We start from the raw sequence: 14,398 nt of genomic DNA on the forward strand, positions 1-14,398 counted from the left end.
CATCGTTACAGTTGAGCTAATATTTGTTCTAGTTCTATTTGGTCGATTTCTAATAAGGGGAAATCTTGGGCGGTGTAATCTCCAGTATCCGCTTCAGACGGCGGAGGATTCACTATTTCTGCTTCTATTTGTGACTCGGTGACTCTTGTTGCTACTGTGGCTAATTCGGCGATATTTTGATGGGTAAATAATTGTTTGGGGGTTAACTCTAATCCTGCTTTTCTCGCTCTAGTAATGATTTGAATAGTCAGGATGGAATCGCCCCCCAGTTCAAAGAAGTTATCATAGATACCTACTGGCTCTACTCGCAAAACTTGTGACCAGATTGTGGCTAATATTTCTTCTTCTAGGTTACGAGGAGCAACAAAATTCAATTCTATCTCCCCACGCAAGTTGGGTTCAGGTAAAGCACGATGGTGTAATTTGCCATTGGGGGTTAAAGGTAAGGTTTCTAAGGTAACAAAAGCAGTAGGAATCATGTAATCTGGGAGCCTAGCTTTGAGAAATTGCCGCAGTTCATTTGTGCTTGGGGTGACATTTTTGGGCGGCACGATGTAAGCAACTAGGCGTTTTATTCCTGGACTATCTTCACGAGCGATGACACAAGTTGTTCCTACATAATTATGCTGACTCAGAACCGCTTCAATTTCTCCTAATTCAATGCGGAATCCTCTAATTTTAACCTGGTTATCAATACGTCCTAAGTATTCGATATTGCCATCCGGTAAATAACGAGCTAAATCTCCTGTTTTATATAATCTGCTTTCTGTTGTCTGATGGAAGGGATGAGAGATAAATTTTTCATTGGTTAACTCTGGACGATTTAGATAACCTCGTGCTAAAGATGCACCGGCAATATACAGTTCTCCTTGTACACCAATTGGGACTGGTTGAAGATTTTGGTCCAGGAGATAAATTTGTGTGTTCGCTAAGGGACGACCAAGAGGAACATTTTGTGTAGAGGAATCTCTCTGAGATGGCGATATTGATTGAGAGTCCACAGCAAAGGTCAGCACACCAACAGTGGCTTCTGTCGGGCCGTAATGGTTGAATATTTGGCACTGGGGGGCATGAATTAGCACTTTCTCTGCTAAATTCCAAGTGGTAGTTTCACCCCCTAAAATTAATTTTTGCCAGGGTAATCTTGTTTCCGGTTGAGCAGCAGATAATAAAGCCGCCAAGTGAGAAGGAACGATTTTCAGATAATCAAAGGGATGTTGTTGGCAATATTCTAAAAAGGCATTTGAATCAGTTGTTCTAGCCTCTGATAATATGTGCAGACATCCACCATTAATTAAACTAGGAAAAATCACTGTATTTCCTAAATCAGCCGCAAATGTGGAGACTAAAGCAAACTGTCCCCCCGGTTTCGACAAGCATCTTTCCTGAATGCCATTGAGATAGTTGAGTAATTGCCTGTGTTCTATGGCGACACCTTTAGCTTTACCAGTTGAACCAGAAGTAAAAATTGTGTAAATTAAGTTTTTGGCAGTTGTTGTATTTTTTGGGTTCTCTTCTTCAAATTCAGCTATTTTCTGCCAGTCAGAGTCTAAATAAACGACAGGTATATCATGGTGAGTGAATCTCGCAGCTAGTGAGGATTGGGTTAATAGAACCTGTGCCTGACTTTCTCCTAGCATAAAATCTAGACGTTCTTGGGGATAAGCTGGCTCTAAAGGTAAATAACCTCCACCTGCTTTCAAAATACCTAGCAGTCCTACCATCATTTCTAGGGAACGCTCGACACAAATTCCCACCAACACATCTGGTCCCACCCCCAAATTTTGCAGGTAATGAGCTAACTGGTTCGCTCTGGCATTCAACTCCCGATAATTTAACTGCTGGTCTTCAAACACGACCGCTATATTATCAGGAGTTCCTTCCACCTGTTCCTCAAATAATTGATGAATACACTTATCTAATGGATAGTCAGCCTGAGTATTATTCCACTCAAAAAGTAACTGCTGCTGCTCAACTTCTGTGAGCATTAATAATTGGGAAATTGGCTGCTGTGGGTTCAGCACAATAGAGTTGAGCAGTCTGACAAAATGCTTGGCCATACGCTCAATGGTAGCGGCATCAAATAAGTCGGTGTTATATTGCCAACACGGCTCAATCACCCCTTTCGCTTCCCTTACCATTAAACTTAAATCCAAGTGTCCGCCTCGTTGTCCTAACAAGTATGGCTCCATTGGTAACACTGATTTTTGCCAATGCAAGGAATTATTTTTTGCTTCACACCAAGTTTGTGCTTGCCAAGCAAAACTCACTTGACATAAAGGCGAACGGCTGGTATCTCTTTGTGGCTGGAGTTTATCTGCTAACAGAGAAAATGGGTAATCTTGATGCTTTTGTGCTTGTCTAACTATTTTGCCAACTTGAGCCAGAAGTTCTGTAAATGTAGCATTCTCCTGAACAGAAACTCTTAAAACGGTCAGGTTGGAAAAGTAGCCAACAATCTCTTTAAATTCTTTAGCCGTCCGACCTCTCATTGGGCTGCCTATAAGAATATCTGTTTGATTAGTGTAGCGGTAAAGTTGCACGTAAAATGCTGTGAGCAGAATCCGATAAAGGCTGGTGTTAGAGGTTAAAGCTAGATACCTGAGTTTTTCGGTTAACTGTTCATCTAGCTTGACAATGTATGAGGCTCCTTGATAGGTCTTTACTGGGGGGCGGGGTTTGTCGGGAAGCAGATGCAAAATTGGCAATTCGCCAGCTAATTGTTTTTGCCAATATTGCCACTGTTTTTCTCCCCTGGAACCAGATAGCATTGCTGCTTGCCATTGGAGAAAATTTGCATAGGTTTTATTTTCATTCCAAGAATCTGGGGCTGTTTCTGTCTGCTGTTGACTAACTTGCTCCACTTCCCCGGGATATAAAGCTTGAAATTCACCCAGCAGTAAATCAAAAGACCACATATCACCAGCGATGTGGTGCATTGTGAGCAAGAGAATATGGTCTTCTGGTGAACAAGTAAATAAATTCACCCGCAAAACTGAATCTTTTTCTAAGTTAAAAGGGCGGTCAGCAATAGCATAGATTTTTTCTACTAATTGGTCTTCGCTCCAGTCGCTGGCATCTATTACCTCAACCTTAAAATTCTCTTGCTGGTTAACCTGCTGTACCGGTTTGCCTTCATAACTGGTATAGGTGGTTCTCAGAATTGGGTGCTTTTCAATAATTTTTTGCCAGACACGATTGACAACAGCAATCTCTAAATAAGCATGAATTTTTGCAGTAATAAATATATTATAAGCAACGCTCTCCGGAGCAATTTGGCAGATTAACCACATTGCTTCTTGTCCCGGTGAAAGTGGGTAAATTGTTTTCATATTTCTCCTCATGACTCTCCCGCATTTGTGATGATAAAAAAAGGTTATCTAGGTTAAGGCGTATGCTTTATGCCCCTACAGAAACCGAATTTGCCCCACTGTAGGGGCGCAAGGAAGCCGAGGACAAAATGTAACATATATCGAACATTTTTCACCATGATGTCGCGAGGTCTGTTATCGCTTTGAGGGAACAGGAAACGGGGAAGAAAATCGGCGCACCTCATTACTTTGAACCCTGTATCCTGAAATCCTATCATAGAAAAGAAAATTTGTCATGGTCAACAAAATTCGGTAATATGTGGTAGTCTGAGAAGCGCTCACTAGCTTTAGCTATCAAAACAATGGTTACTTGTAGTAAGATAACGAGGGTTAAAAAAGCAGTAGCAGGGGGGCTGAGAAAGCCATCGCTCTATGCTGACAGATAAAGCGACGGTAGTATGTCACCACAACTCAAACACAATAACCTTAAAATTGTCGGGGAGCTTTATATTTTCGCCAATTGCCTTCTACTCCGCCAATCCAGCCAAAATCTAAAATCATTCCAGCAAAATGTCCACAACTCAAATATAAATGCTATATGTCCGCCAAAGTCCCTCAAGATCGATCGACGACTAATATTATCTCCGATGTCAGCAAATTTTGGCACAGTGTCAAGCTGATCGCTGCTCCCTATTGGTATCCTACTGAATCGGGGGGAAGGACTTTTTCCGATGTGATTCAAGCTTGGGCAATGCTCCTCCTACTAATCGGGGTAATCCTAGCGGTTGTAGGCTTAAATGCCTTCAATAGCTTTGTTAGTAATTACTTAGTTGATGTCATCCTTGAAAAAAGTGATTTTGATAAATTTGTCAAAACTTTGGTAGTTTTCGCGGTTGGACTGCTCTTTGTCACCCTTTTAGTTGGCTTGCTTAAATTTCTCAGGAAAAGAATCGCCCTGGATTGGTATGCTTGGCTCAATGACTGGATTCTCAACAAATATTTGCATAATCGCGCCTATTACAGAATTAATTTTAAATCCGATATCGACAACCCAGATCAGCGTTTATCCCAGGAAATTGAGCCGATTACCAGTAAAGCTCTCAGTTTTTTTGCAGTTTCCCTAGAAAATGTCCTAGATATGATCACTTTTTTAGTGATTCTCTGGTCAATTTCTTCCTCTGTCGCCATTATTTTAGTCGTTTGGACAATTCTCGGTAACGTCATTGCTATCTATTTTAACCAAGCCTTAAATAAAATTACTCAAGAAGAATTAGAACTTAAGGCTAACTACAATTATGCTCTAACTCATATTCGTAATCATGCGGAGTCAATCGCTTTCTTTGAGGGAGAAAATCAGGAATTAAATATTATTCAGCGGCGATTTAATAAACTCTTAGACAGTGCTAAACGTAAAATTGATTGGGAGAGAGGCACAGAAATTTTTAGTCGGGGCTATCAGGCGGCAATTCAAGTATTTACTTTTGTCATTTTGGGTCCTTTGTATATCAATAGTGAGGGCATTAGTTTCGGACAGGTCGGGCAAGCCTGTTTAGCGGCTAATTTGTTTGCTACGGCGCTGGCGGAGTTAATTAGTGAATTTGGCACTTCGGCACAATTTAGCAGTTATGTTGAACGTTTATCAGAATTTTCCGAAGCCTTAGAAGAAGTCATTAAACAACCGGAAAATTTAAGCACGATTAAAACCATCGAAGAAACCCAATTTTCCTTTGAAGATGTCACCTTGCAAACCCCCGATTATGAACAGGTAATTGTCGAAAACCTCTCCCTTTCTGTTCAGCCAGGACAAGGTTTATTAATTGTCGGTCCGAGCGGTCGGGGTAAAAGTTCCTTGCTACGCGCAATTGCCGGTTTATGGAATGCTGGAACCGGCCGATTAGTGCGTCCCCCCCTAGAAGAAGTATTGTTTCTGCCCCAACGTCCCTATATAATATTAGGAACCTTGCGAGAACAGTTACTCTATCCCAATCGCAATCAAGAAACCAATGAGATAAGATTGAGGGAAGTTTTGCAAGAAGTCAATCTCCAAAATTTACTAAATCGAGTCAATAGCTTTGATACAGAAGAGCCTTGGGAAAACATTTTGTCCTTGGGAGAACAACAACGTTTGGCTTTTGCTAGGGTATTAATTACCCGTCCCAGTTTTACTATCCTAGATGAAGCCACAAGTGCTTTGGACTTAAACAATGAGGAAAATTTATATCGGCAATTGCAGAAAACTCACACAACTTTTATTAGTGTCGGACATCGGGAAAGTCTCTTTAACTATCATCAATGGGTTTTAGAACTCTCTAGTAATTCCCATTGGCAACTGCTTACAGTGGAGGAATATCGCCGACAAAAAGCAAAAGAAATTATTAATATTTCTGTCGATAATTCTCAAGCTAGGCTCGAAGATTTACCGAATCAGGAAACCGAGGTCAATCCTAAAATCAATTCTGCCAAGGAACCCCCCCCCGAATCGCCAACGACAACAATCTTAACAGAACCCCTAGAAGGACTTTCCCATGCACAAATGAAGGAATTAAGCGACTATTCCCTCAGTAGCATTAGAAGCAAAGCCAGTCAGGGAAAATCAATTACGGGGAAAGATGGACTGACCTATCGCTATGACAAAGACCCTAAAATCTTAAAATGGCTAAGAGTTTAGCCGATGAGAGACGGGTCAAAAAACAACGTTAAACCATTACACCAACTTAGCTACCCAAAAAATGAATCAAACCCTGGTTAATCAACAACAGTTGTTCCAAGAAATCGTCCAAGATATCGAGCAAAATAAAATTGCAATCGCGGCGAAAAAACTGCGTCAACAGGAAGCAGATAGCTGTGAAATTCCGGCTCAGTGGCTCTGGAAAACAGCAGCAGCTTTGGAAACCAACGACTGGAGCATTTTATCAGAAGATTTCATTAATCTGAATTTTATCGGTAAAAATGGTTATTTTCTGATGATTGCTCCCTATCGCATCAATCGTCAGGGAGAACGACAACTCACTTTGAGTGCAATTTACGGAAAAATTCACCAAAATAGTCAACCTTCTATTGAACAACTAGAAAGCTTGACTCGTGAAAAATTCGGTAGTCTAGGACAACCGATTCCTAGAAATTTATCCTTTACTGAAATTGCTAGTTGTGGCATGGTTAAAGGTGAAAAAGGGGAGGCTTTTATCGTTCCCCATAGGTGGACTTTTCCCAATAGTGTTCAGGGGCCAGCTTTAAATAATGCCAGTGAGCAAAAACGACGCTTTTCCGGTTCTAGCTACGAATGTATCCGAAAAATTTTTGAGCCAGAAACAGCCGATTTGCTATTAGGACCCCTGGAGGATCAAATTAATGGTGAACGCTATCGTCATCTCGATACCCAATTCCATGAAGCGGGTCATGCTAGTGGGTTAGGATTTGACTTAAAACTCAAAAATAAACTGTTTCAAAACTATACCTATGCCGGAGTCGAGGAGTGGCGCTCAGATAGTTTAGGCTTTGAATTTGCCGACTGTGCTTTACCTGCCGAAGAAGCGGGAAAATTAGTCGCTGTTAATTTCTGCATTCGCTTTGGTTTAGATGCTCACCGTTTAGGGGGTTTAGAAAAAGATGTGGATGTCCACGCTAGTTTGATCAGTTTGGAATATCTCTTGCAAAATGATGCCATTTATCTCACAAAAAATGGTCAATTGTCTCTGCGTAATGTCAGTTATCCAGGCTTACTAAAAGCGGTGGAAATGCACCGAACAAAAGCCTTATCTCTAACGCGAAGGGAGTTGAATCTAAATAGTCCAACAGGTCTTTTTGCTCTGTATAAAGTGGAGATTCATCCCGCAACCCAATTAATTTTTCAGGGACTAATTGTAGAGCGCTGCCGAGGAATTTGGTTAGAGTTACAATAAGTACCTAGGGTTTGCTGTTAACCGGCTCGGGGAGGGATGTCAGTCAGCCATGTGCATCCCTCCAAAGCCTATTGATGGCGATAGGGATTGGGGTCAACTCCTCTGAGTTTCTCACCACAGCAAGTGCCGGCCCGGGAATATTAGTCGTTGACTCCTACACATTTATTTATATATATATCGCTAGATAACTAAAATGTGTTAAGCTAGGCGGTAGCATTCTGGGAAATCACGACAGATAAATCAATCTCTTATTAGTCAGAATCCCTGAACCCCTTATTACCTCTTTCTCCCCCGGTCGATGACAAAACCAATGGCTGAACAACGCTCTGTACTAAAATTTAATGGCATCGATGATCACATGGTTCTATCCCACGGATTTCTTGACATCGATCAGAGTATTACCATTACATTTTGGGCAAAAGGGGAAAATAATTTAGCTACAGAAACGACTCTCTTAGAAGCTGTTAATCGGGAAAATAACCGGGTTCTACATATTACCCTGCCTTGGGGCGATCCCATGAAACCTGCGATTTTTTGGGATGCGGGAAATGAAGAAGGTTTCGATCGAATTGAAAAAAAAGTCAAGCTTAAGGATTATAGTGATTGGACTCATTGGGCCTTTGTCAAAAATGCGACCACAGGCCGAATGTTGATCTATCGCAATGGTATCATTTGGCATCGTGGCAACGGTCATAACCGTGCCTTAACGGGGATTGAAAAAATCATCTTGGGAGCCTCTGTTAATCTCTCTCATTATTGGCAAGGTTGTCTTGCAGAACTTTCTGTTTGGAATCAAGCGCGTAGCCAAGAAGAAATCCAAAAAGCGATGTATCAATCTCCCTTAGTTGATGATCTTGGCTTAGTTACTTATTTATCACTCAATGGCAGTGCCGAGGATCAAACAAGTTATAGCAATCATGGTATTCTTTATGGGACAACCTGGCAACTAGATAGTCTTCCCTCCAAACCGACCTCGATCCCTAAATCAAAAACTCAGACTAGCAGTAAAGCTAGAAGGAGTGCGAAAAGGATAACAATGGTCAACGAAATTTTTAACTCCCTTGAAGAAGAAGAAGTGGTTGAACAGGATGCTCCATCCGAAAATCAAGAACCTTCCCGGGAAGATAATTCAGAATCAATTATAATTGCCGCAGAAGCTGCTCTTGCCAGCAATGAAATTGAGGAGATTAGTGAAACAGCAATTTCTCAACCGGATATCCTCACTTATTCAAACCAGAAAAAACGGTTAATTATTTGTTGTGATGGTTCTTGGGAAGACTCTACCAGTGCTTACCCCACCAATGTGGTTAAATTCGCCGAATCTATTAAGTATATTGCCGAGGATCAAACCCCCCAAATCGTCTTTTTGTCAGGTTCTGGCACCCCCGAAGATAACGAATTTATTAAAAGTTTAGGGAATGAAACTTTTGGCTGGGGCCTTGATCGAATGATTCAAGATGCCTATCGTTTTCTTGTCCTTAACTACAATCCCACAACCGAGGATGAAATTTATTTGTTAGGTTTTAGTCGAGGCGCATATATCGTTCGTTGTTTGGCTAGTTTTATCGATAAATGTGGAATCCTAAAACGCTCTAAGATTAAAGAAATTCCCCTGGCTTATCAACTCTATCGAGACCACACCGTTAGTTCCGATAGTGCCAAAGCTCAACAATTCCGTGCCGCTAATGCTAAAAAAATTGAGACAGAAAAGGAAGATTTTCAAGATCGTATTCCAGTCAAGATGTTAGGTTGTTGGGATACAGTTGGCAATTTTGGTATTCCTGATTTAACTCCTTGGTTTCCCCTGGCTAAGTTTTATCATAAAAAATATGAATTTAGTAATACAAAATTAAGTCCGATTATCCAGAATGCTTTTCATGCTGTTGCCATTGATGAAAAACGTAAAAACTTCCCTTCCACTCCGATCAAAGCCAATCCAGAAAATCCCGAACAAGTTGTCAAAGAAGTTTTATTTGTGGGTGAACATACCTGTCTAGGTGGTGGCAAAAAAGAATATCAAGGACTTTCCGATTACCCGTTACAATGGATGATTAATCAAGCCAAAAAATTGGGATTAGAGTTTGACTCAACCACCTCTGAATCTGAGGAATTCCAAATTAAACTAGACCCGACCATCAAGTTCGATAATACTGTTAAAGGATTGTCGGCCTTGGGAGGTGAGCAATGGCGATATTTCAATACAAAAGTTGTCACTGTTCATCACAGTGTGGTAAAACGATTAAAGGCTTTTTCCGATTATCGTCCCAAAAGTCTTGAACCTTTTCTTCAAGCTTTACTTGATGGCGATCAACAGACAGATTAACCTTGCTTTAGAATTAAACTAATCCTTCGCTAGAAATTTGAGGTGATTTTTATGGAACTCGATAACATTATCAAAAAAGTGGCAGGTACTTATTTAGCTTCGGCTATTATTGCTGTCATCGTGCTAATTGTGACCCTCGGACAACCCTTTGTAGTTTTTCTGGGTATTGGAGCGATGGGGTTGGTTACTGTCCTAGGAGATGCGATTGCTCAGTACGGAATTGAAGCGGTTCTGAATGCTTTTTACACTGAGCGAAGTAAAAAAGAATCCCTGGAAACACTTTTGGCTGAAATTGATGCTTTACCTCTGACTGATGACCTGAAATTAAAAACCAAAAAATACTTGACTGACCATCAAGAACAGACAGTAAAGCAGCAAGAAACGGTAACTGAGCCAACGCCTGAAAGTCCTCAAACAGTTGTTATTGAAAATGAACCAGTTATTGAAAATGAACCAGTTATTGAAAATGAACCAGTTATTGAAAATGAACCGGTTGTTGTCGAAGTTGAAAATGTTTAATTAGGTATTGCTCCCTCTTGCAAGAGATGGGGGCAGCGGATGATTATTGCTAAGTATTGAGGAATTTTTTGGTCTAAGATAGCTATGCTAAATAGGAACTCTCAACATCTGATGACCTATAAAAAAATTGCCATTTATGAGCAAAGCTATCAACTTCCTGTTTTTAAAAATAGATACTTAAAAAATTTTCAGAAAATCATCAAGGAACGTCGGAAATTAATTCAAGAAGGAGTTCGCTACCATTACTATTTTGGTAAGATTATTAAACGAAAAGAAAAAATTACTCAACAAGAAATCTTGATCGAGACTCAGTTATTAATTAAAGACTATAATTTATTAATTAATGGACTAGAAATCTATCAAGACGGATATTATCGTTTTTTACTCCAACTCAGTGACAATCTCAAAATTTTATTTTCCCAAAAATATCAAGAATTGAAAATCTTAGACTACGAGAGAATAAAGTTAGAAATTAAAAATAATAATAATCAAAATATTCTCAATCAACTCAAGCTAGAAAAACAGGAAAATTTTCGGTCAATTTTGCTACTGGGAAAAACATCTTTTTTGATGTTGAGAAAAACTAAATTACTAGGGGAAGGAGTTCAGAAATTAGCCGAGGATACTCAAAAGCAGAAAAAAATTGTGCAAGCAATTATTCAAGAACTCAAAATTTATGAGGAATTAAATCATTATCAACTCAAATCTCAACGAGTTCGCCAAGAAATTGCTGATCTTGCCCAAAATGCGATTAATTTTGAAAACTACTTACAGGACTATTTTGCTCCTTTTCAATTATTAATAGAAGAAGTGATTAAGGTGGATGAAGAATTTTATGCAACAGTTGGAGAAATTAAGTATTTGGTAGATAATATTTTTCCACCTCAGCCTGCTCTCTTAGAAACGTCAGATTCAGCAATAAATTCTGAGTTTTTGCTAAATTTTCTGGCGACTGGTTACGAGAAAGAAGCAAGGTTAAAAGAGGCTTTTTCCTCTGATCAATTTAATGATTACTTATTCAATGAAAGTGAATGGTCAGAACAATTTATTTCCCTAGAAAAAACCATCAATAAATTATCTCATCATTTAGCAGAACAAGAGGCTTGTCAAAAAGACACTATCCCCAAAACTCCCCTAGCAATAGTTGTCTCTCAATTCACTCAAAACAATATTCACAAATCTTCTACTTCTAAAAATCCCCAGACTTCCCCAAATATCTTAACTCAAGAATCGGCTGATATTGATTATAATCAATTACAAGATTTGCTAAGAAAGCAACAGTGGCAAGCGGCCGATCGCCAAACAACCAAGCTACTATTGAAAATCTTGCGTAAGACCTACTGGAATGAGGTTTATCCTCAAGATATTGCTCAATTACCTTGTTCGGATTTGAAAAAAATTGATCAACTTTGGCTTCATTATAGTAATGGTCATTTCGGTTTTAGTATTCAGCAAGCCATTTTCTCTAGTCTCGGTGGTTTAGTGGATTATGAAACCCAAAAGAAACTTGGCGATCGCCTAGGTTGGCGGAAGGAAGGTCAATGGCTCAATTATGAGCAACTAAACTTTGAATTAGAGCCGAATTCTCCCCTCGGTCATTTACCCGTTCATTGGTTGATTTTTGAAGAAAATCTTTGTTACCCATCTGCGGAAGCTTCTGACAATCAAAACTCCCTGGCTTTCTGGAGAGTTGGCAATTGGTTATTGTGGCAACTTCACCTCGTTTTAAGCAAAATTCAAGCCTGTGGAATTATTCCTCTGTCTGACTTTTAAAGCGATTATCTAAGCTGTTGACTATCTAAATTACTCGTTAATTAACAGGGATCAGGGAGAGGCAGTTTGAGCATTTATACTAAAATTCCCAATACATACGCAGTTTAAATGCAGTACAGCTTATCATCCTAAATCCTGTTTTAAAAAGCAGATAACAATCAATCCTAAGTTAGCCAATGATAGTTAGTCAAGTTTTTAATTTCATTAGTCATTGTTTCTTCCATTGCTTCAATCGTTTCAAAATGCTCATTAACCAGGGGTTCATCTACTAGAGACCACAATCTCTCGGCTGGCTGTAATTCTGGCGAATAAGCAAAGTAGAAAATCGAGCATGATTCCCTCGGCAACTTAAAGTTTTTGACTTCTATCTGATAATTGGGAAATTTATCTCTTAATTATTGGACTTTTACTGGTAAATTCTGCTTAAATTTTTCTGGTTTAACTGGGTCTCCCTTTTTATGTTTTGGCCTCGGTTTTTGACAAGAATATCTGCACTTTTTTTAAGTAATCCCATCCCCTTTGATTCCAAACTTTTTCTCGTCCCGTTTCCTTTTCTATCCATCTAGCCACCTTCGGACCTGTCCAGATTCCTCCATCGGCAGGACGTTTTTTCAGTTCTTCTTTTAATTTTTGCAATTGTTCTTCCTTCAATAAAGGTTCTTTTCCTCTCCGATGTTCCCCACTTTTTTTCTTGAGATTTTTAACTCCTTCTTCCCCTAATTCATTATATCTTTTGAGAATTCTAAAACTATATTGATAATCTAATCCTACAGCTACTGCAGCATTTTTGATTGTCCATCCTAACGATATTTTCCACAATAAGTGCCATCTTCTTGTTTCTACTGAGTCTTGACTTCTTCTGTATCTATCTTTCAGTTCCTCTGAACTTAGATGTTCGGCTAAGTAAGCTTTCTTGGGCATTTTATCTCATTGTTTTTATTTACCCTATTATAACAGGATTTAGGCTCAAACGGTAAGTCTGCCAAAGGAAGCGTCAAAAGCGCAAAATCTGCGAGATTAGTTTTGGAAACGCTAATCTCAGCGAAGCCGATTAGCTTAGTTCATATCGCTCTCATCGTCAAGTCTAGCTCTAGCACAGAGGCTCCCCTGTCTGGACAGCACTAAGGATTGTCTTGTAATTCACTCGATCCCGAACGTCACCGAAACGACCGCGGTAATATCTTTGTCGATCGAGGAGGTGTCGTAAATTCCCGAATCGCTCACGTCAGTGGAATTGCGCGAGGTGATCTGAAAAACTCCCGTTTTCGCATCGCGCACCCTTCCCACCCGACTGCCGGTACTACTGGCGATCGCTTCGGCTCTGGCTCTCGCATCCTTGGTCGCTGCCGCCACCATTTCCACCCGCAGCTTATCGAGTTGGGTGTAAAGGTATTGGGGGGGTTCAGAGACGAGGCTAATTCCCTCCTCGATCAATTCCGTTACCTGCCTAGAAAGTTCCGTGTAACGGGCCACATCCCCCGCTCGGATCTCGAAGCGTTGGCTGAGGCGATAGGCAAGAATTTGCCCGGTTTCCTGGCCGTTAGCTGTTACTTCGGGAATCGCCATCGTCTCGATCGCGTTGGTGGTGATTGCGTCGTCGGGAACTTGTTTTTCTTTGAGATAAGCTCGTATCCGCTCGGTTTGCCGGATCAGATCGCGGTAGGCTTCGCGGGCGGTGGGTTGTTGACTGGAAACCGATAAACGCCAGAGAATATAATCGGATGTAATCGCCCTTTTTGCCGAACCAGTCACGACAAAAACATCGCTGGCCCGTTTCACCGCTAAGAGGGAGCGCGCCGCTATCCAGGAACTCAAGACGAGAGCGATCGATAGCACCGACAAACCCGCGAATAGCTGCGGGAAACGTCGGAATATAGAACTGTCTTTCATCGTCACTCCTCCTGAAAATTCGACGTTTCTATCCTATGCTAGTAGCGAGCGAGTTGAAATTATTATTTACAAAAATAAATTTTTCTGGCGTCAGGTTGATGCGCTTTGACAGCAAAGATTATTCAGCCCTTACTGGAGCTTTAGCACAATGGTGACTGATTGACACTCCCGTCGCACTAAGCGCTTCGGGATTCTTGGTTCACTGAGTTTCCTTAATCTGACAGGACGTATCCAACATTCACTAGAGGGAATCTCTCCCCCCCCCCTTGCCTAGGGTTGATTCATTCTCTCAAATGTCATTCTCTCAAATCCTTATCTGACAACGTTTTTAGTCGATTTCTCGGAATAAATATCTGAAAATTTTTTAAAACGTCGTACTTTGCTTACCTCATGCGATTAAAGGTAGCCCAAAAAAGAATTAGATTCGGAGAATGAATCAGCCCTACCCCCTTGCCCCTAGGGCTGTTTCATTCTCCCATCAGAATATCAAAAGTAAAAGCGATCACTGTCTTTGTAAAATGAGAAGTGACCAGCAACCTTTTAAATATATGTTGAGCTTAATAGAAAAACTGAAACAAGTCAAGGACTTTCGGAAAGATAAAGGAAAAAGACACACTTTATGGATAGTATTAGTAGTAATAATACTGGGAACAATGCTAGGATACTTAAGTTATAGAGAGCTA

General features: G+C 40.4%; 9 protein-coding genes. 6 read left to right on the plus strand and 3 right to left on the minus strand.

The genetic code is table 11. From position 1 onward, the window contains the following. Positions 1-5: 5 nt before the first annotated feature. Positions 6-3,332 (minus strand): non-ribosomal peptide synthetase, encoded by a 3,327-nt coding sequence (locus tag IM477_RS19070; RefSeq protein WP_287733075.1) that lies wholly within the window; start codon positions 3,330-3,332, stop codon positions 6-8. A gap of 577 nt (positions 3,333-3,909) precedes the next feature. Here IM477_RS19070 and IM477_RS19075 point away from each other — a divergent pair. The 5 genes from IM477_RS19075 to IM477_RS19095 all read left to right on the plus strand — a co-directional run bounded on the left by IM477_RS19075 (position 3,910) and on the right by IM477_RS19095 (position 11,825). After that, positions 3,910-5,979: an ABC transporter ATP-binding protein/permease gene (locus tag IM477_RS19075; protein WP_287733076.1), complete on the plus strand. Its 2,070-nt coding sequence runs from the start codon at positions 3,910-3,912 to the stop codon at positions 5,977-5,979. Positions 5,980-6,040: 61 nt separating this feature from the next. Continuing rightward, positions 6,041-7,210, plus strand: a complete 1,170-nt coding sequence (locus tag IM477_RS19080) for a DUF6014 family protein (protein ID WP_287733077.1) — start codon at positions 6,041-6,043, stop codon at positions 7,208-7,210. A gap of 310 nt (positions 7,211-7,520) precedes the next feature. Continuing rightward, positions 7,521-9,533 carry a phospholipase effector Tle1 domain-containing protein gene (locus IM477_RS19085; protein ID WP_287733078.1) on the plus strand — a complete coding sequence of 671 codons (2,013 nt, stop codon included), beginning with the start codon at positions 7,521-7,523 and terminating at the stop codon, positions 9,531-9,533. Between the two features lie 51 nt (positions 9,534-9,584). Then, on the plus strand, positions 9,585-10,052 hold the full coding sequence (locus tag IM477_RS19090) for a hypothetical protein (protein ID WP_287733079.1): 468 nt from the start codon (positions 9,585-9,587) through the stop codon (positions 10,050-10,052). A gap of 111 nt (positions 10,053-10,163) precedes the next feature. Beyond that, positions 10,164-11,825: a GUN4 domain-containing protein gene (locus IM477_RS19095; protein ID WP_287733080.1), complete on the plus strand. Its 1,662-nt coding sequence runs from the start codon at positions 10,164-10,166 to the stop codon at positions 11,823-11,825. Positions 11,826-12,281: 456 nt separating this feature from the next. On the opposite strand, the gene IM477_RS19100 is transcribed toward IM477_RS19095, so the two are convergent. Further along, positions 12,282-12,746 (minus strand): helix-turn-helix domain-containing protein, encoded by a 465-nt coding sequence (locus IM477_RS19100; protein WP_287733081.1) that lies wholly within the window; start codon positions 12,744-12,746, stop codon positions 12,282-12,284. Positions 12,747-12,965: 219 nt separating this feature from the next. Then, complete coding sequence (locus tag IM477_RS19105; RefSeq protein WP_002796620.1) at positions 12,966-13,715, minus strand: SIMPL domain-containing protein; 750 nt, start codon at positions 13,713-13,715, stop codon at positions 12,966-12,968. 431 nt (positions 13,716-14,146) lie between these two features. Between IM477_RS19105 and IM477_RS19110 the strand changes: the two genes are divergently transcribed. Beyond that, positions 14,147-14,398, plus strand: a 252-nt coding sequence (locus IM477_RS19110; RefSeq protein WP_287733082.1) for a transposase family protein, incomplete at its 3' end; no start/stop codon positions are given.

It is taken from the genome of Microcystis sp. M090S1, assembly GCF_020246295.1.
Taxonomy (GTDB): domain Bacteria; phylum Cyanobacteriota; class Cyanobacteriia; order Cyanobacteriales; family Microcystaceae; genus Microcystis; species Microcystis aeruginosa.

Coding starts and splice junctions, on each gene's coding strand:
- IM477_RS19090 (WP_287733079.1), top strand. CDS start 9,585: ATGGAACTCGATAACATTATCAAAAAAGTGGCAGGTACTTATTTAGCT.
- IM477_RS19070 (WP_287733075.1), bottom strand. CDS start 3,332: ATGAAAACAATTTACCCACTTTCACCGGGACAAGAAGCAATGTGGTTA.
- IM477_RS19085 (WP_287733078.1), top strand. CDS start 7,521: ATGGCTGAACAACGCTCTGTACTAAAATTTAATGGCATCGATGATCAC.
- IM477_RS19075 (WP_287733076.1), top strand. CDS start 3,910: ATGTCCGCCAAAGTCCCTCAAGATCGATCGACGACTAATATTATCTCC.
- IM477_RS19095 (WP_287733080.1), top strand. CDS start 10,164: ATGACCTATAAAAAAATTGCCATTTATGAGCAAAGCTATCAACTTCCT.
- IM477_RS19105 (WP_002796620.1), bottom strand. CDS start 13,715: ATGAAAGACAGTTCTATATTCCGACGTTTCCCGCAGCTATTCGCGGGT.
- IM477_RS19080 (WP_287733077.1), top strand. CDS start 6,041: ATGAATCAAACCCTGGTTAATCAACAACAGTTGTTCCAAGAAATCGTC.
- IM477_RS19100 (WP_287733081.1), bottom strand. CDS start 12,746: ATGCCCAAGAAAGCTTACTTAGCCGAACATCTAAGTTCAGAGGAACTG.